Raw genomic sequence first — 12467 nt, forward strand, 5'->3', positions numbered from 1 at the left:
ACCGCTTTTTGAGCACAAAGGGGCCGGCGATGGTCCGTTCTTCGCCGTGCGACGGCCCCCGCTGGAGAGTGCGAGTTCCATGAGCGATCAGAATCTCGATTCCCGCGCCCGCAAGGCGCTTGACGACGGCGAGGGGATCCTCCGCCTCGCCCCGACCTGGGTCCCTCGGTCGTTCCTCATGCCGGGCGGGCGGTTGAAGCTGGCCCGCGAGGATCTCTATGCGCTGGGCACCCACCGGGGCGGCATCGACGAACGATGGTTCTCCTCGACGACCCCGGCGGCCAACGAGGGGGCCCCGCCGGATGAAGGGCTCTCGTACGTCGTGGCCGAGGGGGGGGACCGCTTCACCCTCCGCGACGCGATCGCGGCTCACGGCGCCGAGATGATCGGCAAGGAGTTGTGGGACAAGTACAAGAAGTGGCCGGTCTACTCGAAGTTCTTCGATAACCTCGGGCCGATCCCGCACCACATGCACCAGAACGCCGAGCAGGCGGCCAAGCTCGGTCTGGAAGGGAAGCCGGAGAGCTACTACTTCCCCCCGCAGCACAACTGGACCGGCAACAACTTCCCCTACACCTTCATGGGGCTCGAGCCGGGCACGACCAAGGCCGACATCAAGCGCTGCCTGGAACGGTGGAACGAGGGGGATAACGGCATCCTCGACTACTCGAAGGCCTACCGCCTGAAGCCGGGCACCGGCTGGCTCATGCCGTCGTGCGTCCTGCACGCCCCGGGGTCGCTGGTGACGTACGAGCCGCAGTGGGGGTCGGACGTCTTCGGCATGTATCAGTCGATGGTCGAAGGCCGCCGGGTCCCCTGGGAGCTGCTCGTCAAGGACGTGCCCCCCGAGTATCACCAGGACCTCGACTACCTGATCGATCAACTCGATTGGGAGCAGAACCTCGACGAGCACTTCAAGGACAACCACTACCTCGAGCCGGTCGTCCGCTCCGGGGGCCCCGGCCGAGGGTATGTCGATAAGTGGGTCGTCTATGGCCACATCAACGGCGAGCAGTGCTTCAGCGCCTGCGAGCTGACAATCGAGCCGGGCTACTCGACCAAGATCACCGACCCGGGGGCCTCGGGCCTGATCGTCACGCAGGGCAGCGGGACCATCGGCTCGCTGGAGGTCGATTGCCCGGTCTACATCCGTTACGGTGAGACGACCAAGGACGAGGTGTTCATCACCGCCAAGGCCGCCGCCGACGGCGTGACCTTCACCAACACCGGCAGCGAGCCGTTCGTCAGCCTCCGCTACTTCGGCCCGGACGTCCACAAGGACCTGCCGAAGGTCGGTGCGTACAGGGCGAGCTGAGCCGAATCTTCCTGGTGGAGTGATCGTCGATGGACGAGCCCCAGCCGCCCGAGATCGAGGACATCCTCGCCGAGTTGCAGGAGGATGCCCGAGGCCGAATCAAGGAGGAGCTGCTCCCCGGCGAGCGGCTCCTCTGGGCGGCTCGCAGCGAGCAGGACCCGTTCCGGGTATCGGGGTATGTCCTGAACCTGGTCTTGCTGCTGAGCTTCGCCGGCGGATCGGTCATCCTGTTCCGTCAGGTCGGACTGGCAGACCGAGCAGGTCCGCCCAGGAATGTCGATCTCCTGGTCGCGCTGGGGGTCGTCTGCGGGATTGCCGCGGTGATCTCCGGGATCTTCCTGCTGTCCTCGCTCAAAGGGGCGATCAACACCCGCTGGACCCGGTCGCAACACCTCTATGCCATCACGAACCGCCGGGTGATCCTGCGGACCCCGACGTTCGACCGGCAGGGCATCGAAGTGAGGGCCATCGACCTGCACACCGTGGGGAATATTCACCGGACCGAGTACCCGGGCCGGCTGGGGACCCTGACCTTCTCGGTGGAGGGCCCCGGCCCGAAACCGAGCGTCGTCGACCCGGAACACGGCGTGGTCGAGCCGTTCGACTCGTACCGCCTGGAGAAGATCCCGGACATCCGCCGCGTCGAACTCCTGCTCCGGCAGACCGCCGCCGAGTGCCGAGCACAGCGGGCCGACGCTCCCGCGCCGAGGGACCTTGCCTGATGGCCGCGACCACAACCACAACGACACCCTCGAACGCTCCCGCGAACGCCGCCGATCCCGGCCAGTTCGTCGAGCTGGTGGATATCGGCTGGGACCAATATGTGGCCATCTCCGAGGCGATCGGCGAGCGACCGAATCCGCGACTCATTTACTGCGACCGGAGATTGGAGATCGTGGTCACGTCGCGTCGGCATGATTGGTTCGCGGAACGACTGGGTCAGCTCGTCGTCGCGGTCGCATCCGGATGCGGCATTCGATGGGAAGATGCCGGAACTGCGACCTATCGGCGGGCTGACGAGGAAGTCGGCGTCGAGGGTGACAAGACGTTTTACCTCGGGCCACACGCCGAGCAAATGAAGGGGGCGGTGGACATCGACCTGGACTCGCAGCCGCCGCCCGACCTGGCGATCGAGGTCGAGGTGTCGCACTCGGCGAATCAGGCGTTGAAGGTCTGGGGGAGGCTGGGCGTGCCGGAGGTTTGGCGGTTCGACCCGCTCAGGGACCGGGTGACCTTCTGGAGGCGGAAGGACGACGGGACCTACGAGGCGATCGACCGGAGCCGGGGCTTGCCCGCGCTGACCCCGGCCGATGTCCTCGAACAACTCAAGCTGGCTGATGCGATCGGGGCGGGGGAGTGGTTCGCCCGGCTGAACGACTGGGTCCGCGACGTGATCCGCCCCCGACCCGATCAGGCTCGGTGAGCAGGCCGAATCGACCTCGACTGGATCGAAACATCCGTATGGGCTTTGCCCGAAACCTCGAAGGAAGGTCACATGAGCAACGGCCACACGAACACGTTCCCGAAGCTGCACAACGCCGCCTGGCCCGGGGTCGTCGGCAAGGGGGGGGAGGGGAACGACCCGCCGATCGAGCTGGATACCCTGCTCGACCTGACCGCCGCGGCCGAGGTCGACGGGGTCAAGTTCGACGGCGTCGACCTGTTTCTGTTCGCGCCTCATGTGGACATCGACGCCGGTGACGACGAATTGAAGGCCCTGGCCGACAGGGTCCGGTCCCGAAACCTGGTGATCGGCTCGGTGGTCGCACCCGTCTGGCCGCCGACCGGCGGCGGGCCTGCGCACGATCCGGGCGAGGGGCGGGAGAAGTTCCTGACCCAGGTGCGCAAGGCGTGCGGCATCGCGAAGAAACTGAAGGAACTGGGCGTCCGTCCGTACGGCGTGGTCCGGATCGACTCGGCGTGCTCCCCCGCCGACTGGGCCGCCGACCCGGAGACGAACCAGGCGAACATCGCCGAGACCTTCAAGCAGGCCGCCGCGATCGCCCGCGACCACGGCGAACGGCTCGCCGCCGAGGGGGAAATCTGCTGGGGAGGGATGCACTCCTGGAAGACCATGGTCGACCTGCTCGAACGGGTGGGCGAGCCGGAGACGGTCGGCTTCCAGGCCGACATGGCCCACACGTTGCTTTATACGTTGGGTGAGAACGCCCCGGATGACCGGATCCTGCCCGGGGATTTCGCCTGGGGCGATCGCGACGCGCTCGACTCGGCCCTGAAGACCCTGACCGATGCATTGCGTCCCTGGACGATCGATTTCCACGTCGCCCAGAACGACGCCACCGTCTTCGGCTCCGGGACCCACGACCACACCGGCCGCCACTGCCTGCCGAACGACCCGAACGGGAAGCTCGACATCCCGCACCACGCCGGATTCTGGCTGCGGGACGCCGACGGCAACCTCACGAAGAAGTTCCAACATATCTGCTGGGACGGGTGCATGTTCCCGAACTCGGTGATGATGCAGCCCCAGACCTGGAAGGACATCCTCGCCAAGATGATCGCGGTGCGCGATCACCACGGCTGGCAGGGCTGAGCCGGGAGCGAATCGTCGACGACCGATCCCTCGTGAGCATACGGGAGCGCAATTGTGACCGATCGATCCTCGCTCGTTGCGGCCTTCGCCCTGGGGGCGTTGGTCTCGGCCGCCGCAATCTGGTCCGCTCGGCCTGGCGTCGCCCAGCCGCGGCCCGAGGCGGCGGTTGAGGCGGGCGAGCCCGGTCGGTACCGGATGGCGATCAGCGACTCTGGTACCAGTGTCTTCGTCATTGACAGCGCAACCGGACAATGCTGGCGAAACTCCGGCACTGGTTGGGGCGACTTCGGCTCTCCGATCAACGGCCGGGACTGAGCCGATCGGTCCGATCGGGACCGGTCGCCGACCAGACCTCTGGACGGAAACGCACTTGGACGGGTGGGCATCGCGACCGCTCACCACCTTCCTTCTCGTCGGCAGGTGAATCCCACCCGACGCACATCATCATTCGATCAGGTGTCACATGGCCTCGAAGAAAGAACTCCGCATCGGTATCATCGGCTACGGCTTCATGGGCCGGACGCATTCGAACGCGTACAAGCAGGTTCCCCAGTTCTTCGACCCCCCCCTGAAGCCTGTGTTGAAGGCCGTCTGCGGGCGGGACGAGAACAATGCGAAGGCCTTCGCCGAGCGCTGGGGCTACGAGTCGATCGAGACCGACTGGCGCAAGCTCATCGCCCGGGATGACATCGACGCGATCGACATCTGCACGCCGAACAATACGCACGCCGAGATCGCCATCGCCGCCGCCGAGGCCGGCAAGATGGTCCTCTGCGAGAAGCCCCTGGCCATGGACCTGAAGCAGGGGCAAGAGATGGTCGATGCCATCGAGAAGTCCGGCGTGCCCAACACCGTCTGGTACAACTACCGGCGTGTCCCGGCGGTGAGCCTGGCCAAGCAACTGATCGACGAAGGGCGACTCGGCAAGATCTTCCACTACCGGGCCAACTTCCTTCAGGACTGGACCATCTCGGCCGACCTGCCGCAGGGCGGTGCGGCGCTCTGGCGGCTCGACGCCGCCGCCGCGGGTTCGGGTGTCACCGGCGACCTGCTCGCCCACTGCATCGACACGGCGATCTGGCTCAACGGGAAGATCACCGACGTCTCGGCGATGACGGAGACGTTCATCAAGGAGCGCAAGCATAGCCTCACAGGAAAGGTCGAGAAGGTCGGCATCGACGACGCGTGCTCGTTCCTCTGCCATTTCGAGAACGGTTCGCTCGGCCTGTTCGAGTCGACCCGCTACGCCCGGGGGCACAAGGCACTCTACACCCTCGAGATCAACGGCGAGCACGCCTCGATCCGGTGGGACCTGCACGACCTGCACCGCCTCGAATACTTCGACCACCGCGACGATTCCCTCGTCCGGGGCTGGCGATCGGTCCACATCACCGACGGCGACATGCCCTACATGAAGCACTGGTGGGTCCCCGGCCTGCAGATCGGCTATGAGCACACCTTCATCCACCAGTTCGCCGACTTCCTCGACTGCGCCGCCCAGGGCAAGCCCTGCCCCCCGACCTTCCGCGACGCCCTGGCCACCCAGGCCGTCTGCGATGCCGTGCTCGACTCGGCCGAGCAGCGGAAGTGGGAGGACGTGGTGCCGGTCTGATCCCCGACGCATCTGGCCGCAAGTTCATATCTCATGACTGACAGGAACCCCGAGGGAAACGACCACGATGAAGATCGGGATGAACCTCTTGCTCTGGGCCGATACCGTCACGCCCGAGCATGACCCCCTGCTCGAAGAACTCAAGGCGATGGGCTTCGACGGCGTCGAGATCCCGATCTTCAACGGGGCCGACACGGCGCCTTACGAGCGGCTCGGGAAGCGGTTGAAGGAGATCGGCCTGGGGGCGACGGCCGTCACGGTGATGTCGCCTCAGGCCAATCCCATTGCGCTCGATGAAGGCGTCCGCAAGGCGGCGGTTGAGCACCTCGACGGCGTACTCGCCTGCTGCGCCGCGGCCGGGGCTGAGGTGCTCTGCGGGCCGATTCACTCGGCCCTGGGGCACTTCTCGGGGGCGGCGCCGACGGAAGAGGAATTCAAGCTCGGCGTCGACACCCTGCAGAAGGCCGCCGAGAAGGCGCAGGGGCATGGGGTCTTGCTCGCCTGCGAATACCTCAATCGGTTCGAGAACTACTTCCTGACGACCGCCGAGCAGACGGCGAAGTTCGTCGATGCCGTGGGGCATCCGTCGTGCGGGATGATGTACGACAGTTTCCACGCGCACATCGAGGAGAAGTCGCAGAAGGCGGCGATCGGCTCCTGCGGCAAGAGGATCATCCACGCCCACGTCTCCGAGAACGACCGGGGGACGCCCGGCACCGGGCAGGTGGACTGGGACGGCTATTTCTCGGGACTTAAGGACGTCGGCTTCGACCGCTGGTATACGATCGAGGCCTTCGGCCGGGCCTTGCCCGCCCTGGCCGCCGCCACCCGCGTCTGGCGCGACCTGTTCCCCGACCCGATGGGCCTCTGCCGCGAGGGGCTCGCGTTCATCAAGCAGCGGACAGGGGCCTGACGCCTCGGGAGGCGTTTCCTTCCTCCTCGGACCGTTCAAACGTGCTGAACGCTGTGCCCGGCCAGGAGGAGGGAGGCGATTGCGTGATCGAAACGTCGATCGGGCACGAGGATGAAATCGGTCTCGAAGGTCGAGATCACGAAGATGTTCACGCCTTCCTCGGCCAGGGGATCGGCAATCGATGCGAGGACGCCCGTCATCTCGAAGGGCAGGGGGCCTTCGACCTCCAGGAGGCGCCAGCCTCGCTCTGCCCTGACCTCCGGCGGCACGCAATCCGTCGGGCAGACGATCGAGAGCTCGGCGGGGGTTCGGGTCAACGAGACGAGCCCGGCGGGCTGGTCGACCGCCCACGAAGGGGTCGGCGCATCGGGTCCGAGCCGGGCGACGGTATACTCGCCGGGGTGGACCACCAGGGACAGCCGGGATGGCGTTGGCGTCACAACGGTTCCGCTCCGCGGACCTCGGACGGTCAGGCGTCCCGGAGTTCCGCCCGAAGGAGGCCGAGCGGCGCGGCCACGGCCGCCTGCCAGATCGGGAAAAAGCCGAAGATCCAGAGCCCGAAGAAGGCATTGCCGAGCCCGAAGACGATCGGGAGCATGAACAGGAGACCGATGGCCGTTCCGGCGCCCACCATCGCCCCGAGAAGGCCGGGGCGATCGAACCGCCCGAGGGCCGCGAGCAGGCCGACGCCGGCGACCAGGGCGGAGGTCACTCCGGCAGCGACCACGGAGAGATACCCTGTGCTCTCGGCCGCGACGATGCCGGAGACGTGTGCCATCCCGCCCGTCGCGGCTGCCAGAAGGGCCCTCGGCCACCATGCGCGGACCAGGCCCCGGAAGGGGATCACGGAGGCGATCCCGAACGGGATTCCGGGCAGCACGAGCGCCTCAATCACGGTCGTCCTGCCGGTCGGATCCAATCGGAAGGCCGCGTAGTGGAGGGCGATCGCCAGGAAACCGGCGAGGCCCCCCCAGGCGGAGAGCACGAGCACATCCGGGATCGGGCTGGGAAGGCTGGGGAGTTCCAGGGTCTTCGGCGCGTTGACGTCGTCGATGCGGCTCATGATGGCCCCGATGCTCAGGCCCCGACGGCCTTCTTGCGGTCCTTGGCGGAGCGATCGGCACGCTTGCGGTCCTCCTCGCGGAGGACCTTCTTGCGGAGCCGGATCTGGGAGGGGGTGACCTCGACGAGTTCGTCATCCTCGATGTATTCGAGGGCGATCTCGAGGGTCAGCTCGCGGGGCGGCTTGAGCAGGATGTTCTTGTCGGAGCCGGAGGCCCGCATGTTGGTGAGCTTCTTCTCCTTGCTCGGATTGACGACGAGGTCGTTGTCCCGGGCGTGCTCGGCGACGATCATCCCTTCGTAAACCTCGTCGCCGGGGGCGACGAACATCACCCCGCGCTGCTGGAGGCCGTCGAGGGCGAACGCGATCGCCTGCCCCCGGCAGTTGCTGATCATCACGCCGTTCGGGCGGCGGGGGATGTCGCCGCGGAACGGGCGGAACTCGTGGAAGTTGTGGTGCATGATCGCCTCGCCCTGGGTGGCGCTCAGCAACCGGGTGCGGAGGCCGAGCAGGCCGCGGGCGGGGATGACGAATTCCATGTGGGCGTAGGTGCCCTTCAGGTCCATGTTCAGGAGTTCGCCCCGGCGGTTGCCGACGAGTTCCATGGCCGGGCCGCGGTGCTCCTGGGGGACGTCGATGACGAGGTACTCGTACGGCTCGTGCTTGACGCCGTCGATCATCTTGGTGACGACCTCGGGCTTGCCGACGGACAGCTCGTACCCCTCGCGACGCATCGTCTCGATGAGGACGGAGAGGTGGAGCAGGCCGCGGCCGGAGACCATGAACGAGTCGCGGTCCTCGGTCGGCTCGACGCGGAGAGCGACGTTCGATTGCAGCTCGCGGTCGAGGCGGTCCTTCAGGTGGCGGGAGGTGAGGTATTCCCCCTCGCCGGTCAACGGGGAGTCGTTGATGGTGAAGAACATGCTCAGGGTCGGCTCGTCGACCTCGATCCGGGGCAGGGGGGTCGGGTCGTCGGCCGAGGCGATCGTGTCGCCGATGTCGACCGCCGGCAGCCCGACCAGGGCGACGAGGTCGCCGGCCGAGGCCGATTCGACCTCGACCCGGCCGAGCTTGTCGAAGACGAGCACCTGATTGACCGTGCTCGGCAAGACCTTCTCGCCGGCCTTCACGAGCGAGGCCGATTGGCCTTTCTTGACCGTCCCGGAGGCGATCCGGCCGATGGCGATGCGGCCGACGTACTCGGAGAAGTCGAGCGTCGTGCAGAGCATCTTCAAGGGGCCGTCGGGGTTGACCTCGGGGCCGGGGATCTTCTCGACGATCAGGTCGAGCAGGGGGCGGATGTCGCCCGATCGGGCCTCGGGGTCGTGCGAGGCGTAGCCGGACCGGCCCGAGGCATAAAGGTAGGGGAAGTCGAGCTGCAGGTCATCGGCCCCCAGCTCGATGAAGGCTTCGAAGACCTCGTCGAGCACTTCGAGCGGTCGGGCGTCGGGGCGGTCGATCTTGTTGACGACGACGATCGGCCGGAGCTTGTTGGCGAACGCCTTGCGCAGGACGAACTTGGTCTGCGGCATCGGCCCTTCGAACGAGTCGACCAGCAGGAGGCAGCCGTCGGCCATCTGGAGGGTGCGCTCGACCTCGCCGCCGAAGTCGGCGTGGCCGGGCGTATCGATGATATTGATTTTCGTTGCGCCGTAGCCGATGGCGATATTCTTGGCGAGAATCGTGATGCCTCGCTCGCGCTCGAGATCGTTCGAGTCGAGGATGCAGTCGCCCATGAGCTGGTTCTCGCGGAACGAGCCCGACTGGCGGAGCATGGCATCGACGAGGGTGGTCTTCCCGTGGTCGACGTGGGCGATGATCGCTACGTTTCGGATGTCGTCGCGTCGGGTCATGTTCGTGGAAATCTTCCGGAGGGGGGCTGGGTCGACGGTCGGGAGGGTTGCGAGGCGAGACGTGGAATTGGCGCGTGCATTCCCACAATACGGTTTCCCTCGGTCTCCCGACAAGGCCGACCGGATGGGCTTTGTTCACCTCGGGCCGAGGAACGGGTCGATTCGGCGGGTTGAGCGAATTTGCAGGAAGCATCCCGGGAGCGATCCGAAGGGGGCTGCACGGTCGCCTACAATGTCGCCAAGCACGGCCGGGGCCGGGAAATACCCTGGTTTCGGGCCCTCGAGTGTCAAGGGTCGATCCGAAGGGGGATCGGCCTCCGGCAGGCTTTTCAATCCAATCGATCCTTCATTCCTTCGAGCCGAGGAGTTCCCGTGATCGAGGTCGCACGCCCCGCCCCGGTCATTGATTGGCTCGCGCCGCCGAGCGATCGTGATCGGATCGATCGGTCGCTTCAGGAGTTCCTCGCCGAGTCTCGGCGAAGGCATCTCGGCAACACGCATCTGTCGAGCTTGTACGAGCGGATGTGCCAATGTGTTCTGAACGGGGGGAAGCGGATCCGCCCTCGGCTCTGCCTGGCGAGCTACCGGATCCTGTCGGGGGGCGAGGAGCCCCCGCCGCGGCCGGTCTGGCAGGTCGCCGGCAGCCTCGAAATCTTCCACGCCTTCATGCTGGTCCACGACGATCTGATCGACGAGAGCGTCGTTCGGCGCGACCAGAATGCCTTGCACGAAGCCCTGCGGAAGGAGCACGACCGGCCCGAATCGGACCGGGCACGTAAAGTTGGCCGCGATCTGGCCCTGCTCGGCGGAGACTTGATGTTCGCCCTCGGGATGCGGATGGTCAGCCGGTCGGGGATCGACCCGGAGGTCGCGCCCCAGATCCAGGCGCTGCTCTCCGACATGCTGCTCGAGACGGGCCTGGGCGAAGCCCTCGACGTCCTGTACGACGATCGCCCGCTCGATCGCATGACCGAAGGCCAGATCGTCGACGCCTACATCCGGAAGACGGCCCGCTACAGCATCTCCGGCCCCCTGGTCCTGGGCGCGATCCTCGCCCGGGCGCCTCGATCCGTCTCGAGGGCGCTGGATCGGTACGGCGACCTGCTGGGCCTGGGATATCAGATCCGCAATGACCTCGACGCGATGGCCGTCGGGCCCGACGCGGACGATCACCCCGACCTCGACGGTGCGAAGCGAACCTTCCTGCTCTGGACGGCTTACCAGCGGCTTGCCCCGGCCGGTCGGCGGGAACTGGAGCAGACGCTCCCTTGCTCGCCGACTCGGGAGCGTCGCCGCCGACTCGATGCCTTGATCCGCGAAAGCGGCGCGATCGAGGCCTGCGAGGATCGCCTGCGAATGCTCCAGGAGGAGGCCCACGCCACGCTGCTCGACTCTCCGCTGGACCCGCTCCAACGACGATCGTTCCTGGCGCTGGTGGACTTGCTGCCCGGGGGAGTCTCGAACCCTTCCCCCGACGCGGTCGCGGGCTGACGGCGGCAATGACGCTTCATGACATGGCGGGCCGTGGGTTCGGCGTGTCGTTCGAATTCGTGTTGATGAGGCCGGGCCGTCGTCGCCCTCAGGTCGAGGTGTTTCCGAGATGAGCATGGGAGTGGCTACCTCGTTTGACCCGGACACGACCCCGACGGGGCTCGGTGACGGCGAAGGGGCTCGGCCGAAGGCGGTCGTGATCGGCAGCGGGTTCGGCGGCCTGGCCGCGGCGATTCGCTTGCAGGCGAAGGGGTACGCCACGACCATCCTCGAGATGCGCGACAAGCCGGGCGGGCGGGCCTATGTGTTCGAGGACGAGGGCTTCGTCTTCGACGCCGGCCCGACCATCATCACCGTGCCGTTCATCTTCGACGAGCTTGCCGAGGTCGCCGGCAAACGGCTGAGCGATTACGTCTCGATCGTCCCGTGCGACCCTTACTATCGCATCTATTTTCACGACGGGATGACGTTCGACTACGTCGGCGATCCCGAGCGGTTCGAGGCGGAGATCCGCAAGTTCAACCCCGCGGACGTCGAGGGTTATCGTCGGTTCGCCGACTACACCCGTCGCGTGTTCGACCGGGCCTTCACCGACCTGGCCCACCACTCGTTTCACAGCGTCTGGGAGATGGCCAAGGTCGCCCCCGACCTGATCAAGCTGCGGGCCGAGGTGCCGGTGTACCGCCGCGTCTCGCAGTTCATCCAGGACCCTCGCCTGCGGATCGCCCTGTCGTTCGAGCCGCTGCTGATCGGGGGCAATCCGCTGCGATCCTCGTCGATCTACGCGATGATCCACTATCTCGAAAAGACCTGGGGCGTCCACTTCGCGATGGGGGGGACCGGGGCGCTGGTCAACGGCCTGGTCCGGATGTTCCGGGACATCGGCGGGACGGTCGAGTTGAACGCCCGGGTCGAGGAGATCGAGGTCGAGAACGGCCACGCCCGGCGGGTCCGGCTGGCCGACGGCCGCCGATTCGAGGCAGACGTGGTGGTCTCCAACGGCGACGTCGCGAACACCTACCGCAAGCTGATCCGCCCCGAGCACCGCCGCAAGTGGACCGATCGGCGGCTCGAACGGATGCGATACGCCATGAGCCTGTTCGTGATCTACTTCGGCACGGATCGGACGTACGAGCACCTGCCGCACCATTCGATCCTCCTCGGGCCTCGCTACGAAGGGCTCCTGCGGGACATCTTCGACCGCAAGATCGTGGCCGACGACTTCTCGCTCTACCTCCACGCCCCGACGCGGACCGACCCGAGCCTGGCACCGCCCGGCTGCGAGGGGTTCTACGTGCTCAGCCCCGTCCCTCACCTCGGCGGCGGACAGGATTGGGACGCGATCAAGGACGAGTACGCCGACCGCATCCTCGGCTCGATGGAGCAGGACCACCTCTTGCCGGACGTCCGGAAACACCTCGTGACCCGTCGGATCTTCACGCCGAAGGATTTCGAGACGCAGCTCGACGCCTTCATGGGGACGGCCTTCCAGTTCGAGCCGGTCCTGACGCAATCGGCCTGGTTCCGTCCGCATAACAAGAGTGAGGATGTCGAGGGCCTCTATTTCGTCGGGGCCGGGACCCACCCGGGGGCGGGGCTCCCCGGGGTCGTCAGCAGTGCCAAGGTGCTCGACCACTGGATTCCGCCGGTCAACCGCTCGGTCTAG

11 protein-coding genes are annotated in these 12467 nt (G+C 66.6%); 8 read left to right on the forward strand and 3 right to left on the reverse strand.

The features are described 5' to 3' along the window. Nucleotides 1-79 precede the first annotated feature (79 nt). The 6 genes from AB1L88_RS00915 (at nucleotide 80) to AB1L88_RS00940 (ending at nucleotide 6394) form a co-directional block, all read left to right on the forward strand. Nucleotides 80-1315, forward strand: a complete 1236-nt coding sequence (locus AB1L88_RS00915) for a hypothetical protein (RefSeq protein ID WP_367094739.1) — start codon at nucleotides 80-82, stop codon at nucleotides 1313-1315. A 29-nt stretch (nucleotides 1316-1344) separates the two neighbouring features. Beyond that, nucleotides 1345-2037, forward strand: coding sequence for a hypothetical protein (locus AB1L88_RS00920; protein ID WP_367094740.1), 693 nt, complete (start codon nucleotides 1345-1347; stop codon nucleotides 2035-2037). Next, nucleotides 2037-2738 carry a Uma2 family endonuclease gene (locus tag AB1L88_RS00925; protein ID WP_367094741.1) on the forward strand — a complete coding sequence of 234 codons (702 nt, stop codon included), beginning with the start codon at nucleotides 2037-2039 and terminating at the stop codon, nucleotides 2736-2738. Before AB1L88_RS00920 ends, AB1L88_RS00925 begins: the two co-directional genes overlap by 1 nt. Nucleotides 2739-2810: 72 nt before the next feature. Beyond that, nucleotides 2811-3869, forward strand: a complete 1059-nt coding sequence (locus AB1L88_RS00930; RefSeq protein ID WP_367094742.1) for a TIM barrel protein — start codon at nucleotides 2811-2813, stop codon at nucleotides 3867-3869. A 463-nt stretch (nucleotides 3870-4332) separates the two neighbouring features. Further along, nucleotides 4333-5481: a Gfo/Idh/MocA family oxidoreductase gene (locus AB1L88_RS00935; RefSeq protein WP_367094743.1), complete on the forward strand. Its 1149-nt coding sequence runs from the start codon at nucleotides 4333-4335 to the stop codon at nucleotides 5479-5481. A 67-nt stretch (nucleotides 5482-5548) separates the two neighbouring features. Then, the gene (locus tag AB1L88_RS00940) at nucleotides 5549-6394 is read left to right on the forward strand and encodes a sugar phosphate isomerase/epimerase (RefSeq protein WP_367094744.1); all 846 of its coding nucleotides are present in this window, start codon (nucleotides 5549-5551) and stop codon (nucleotides 6392-6394) included. Between the two features lie 35 nt (nucleotides 6395-6429). On the opposite strand, the gene AB1L88_RS00945 is transcribed toward AB1L88_RS00940, so the two are convergent. The 3 genes from AB1L88_RS00945 to typA are packed head-to-tail and all read right to left on the reverse strand — an operon-like array spanning nucleotide 6430 to nucleotide 9310. Continuing rightward, a complete protein-coding gene (locus tag AB1L88_RS00945) occupies nucleotides 6430-6834 on the reverse strand; it encodes an ACT domain-containing protein (protein WP_367094745.1) in 405 nt (134 codons plus the stop codon). Between the two features lie 29 nt (nucleotides 6835-6863). After that, nucleotides 6864-7457 carry a hypothetical protein gene (locus AB1L88_RS00950; protein ID WP_367094746.1) on the reverse strand — a complete coding sequence of 198 codons (594 nt, stop codon included), beginning with the start codon at nucleotides 7455-7457 and terminating at the stop codon, nucleotides 6864-6866. 14 nt (nucleotides 7458-7471) lie between these two features. Next, on the reverse strand, nucleotides 7472-9310 hold the full coding sequence (typA, locus tag AB1L88_RS00955; protein ID WP_367094747.1) for a translational GTPase TypA: 1839 nt from the start codon (nucleotides 9308-9310) through the stop codon (nucleotides 7472-7474). A gap of 372 nt (nucleotides 9311-9682) precedes the next feature. Between typA and AB1L88_RS00960 the strand changes: the two genes are divergently transcribed. Both AB1L88_RS00960 and AB1L88_RS00965 read left to right on the forward strand, forming a co-directional pair. Further along, nucleotides 9683-10801 (forward strand): polyprenyl synthetase family protein, encoded by a 1119-nt coding sequence (locus AB1L88_RS00960; RefSeq protein ID WP_367094748.1) that lies wholly within the window; start codon nucleotides 9683-9685, stop codon nucleotides 10799-10801. Between the two features lie 121 nt (nucleotides 10802-10922). Next, nucleotides 10923-12467, forward strand: coding sequence for a phytoene desaturase (locus AB1L88_RS00965; protein ID WP_367094749.1), 1545 nt, complete (start codon nucleotides 10923-10925; stop codon nucleotides 12465-12467).

The sequence above is a fragment of the Tautonia sp. JC769 genome (genome assembly GCF_040717455.1).
GTDB lineage: Bacteria > Planctomycetota > Planctomycetia > Isosphaerales > Isosphaeraceae > Tautonia.

What these genes read in the sequence shown, in the direction of transcription:
- AB1L88_RS00925 (WP_367094741.1), top strand. Translation starts at nt 2,037, where the DNA reads ATGGCCGCGACCACAACCACAACGACACCCTCGAACGCTCCCGCGAAC.
- AB1L88_RS00935 (WP_367094743.1), top strand. Translation starts at nt 4,333, where the DNA reads ATGGCCTCGAAGAAAGAACTCCGCATCGGTATCATCGGCTACGGCTTC.
- AB1L88_RS00950 (WP_367094746.1), bottom strand. Translation starts at nt 7,457, where the DNA reads ATGAGCCGCATCGACGACGTCAACGCGCCGAAGACCCTGGAACTCCCC.
- AB1L88_RS00940 (WP_367094744.1), top strand. Translation starts at nt 5,549, where the DNA reads ATGAAGATCGGGATGAACCTCTTGCTCTGGGCCGATACCGTCACGCCC.
- AB1L88_RS00930 (WP_367094742.1), top strand. Translation starts at nt 2,811, where the DNA reads ATGAGCAACGGCCACACGAACACGTTCCCGAAGCTGCACAACGCCGCC.
- AB1L88_RS00915 (WP_367094739.1), top strand. Translation starts at nt 80, where the DNA reads ATGAGCGATCAGAATCTCGATTCCCGCGCCCGCAAGGCGCTTGACGAC.
- AB1L88_RS00920 (WP_367094740.1), top strand. Translation starts at nt 1,345, where the DNA reads ATGGACGAGCCCCAGCCGCCCGAGATCGAGGACATCCTCGCCGAGTTG.
- typA (WP_367094747.1), bottom strand. Translation starts at nt 9,310, where the DNA reads ATGACCCGACGCGACGACATCCGAAACGTAGCGATCATCGCCCACGTC.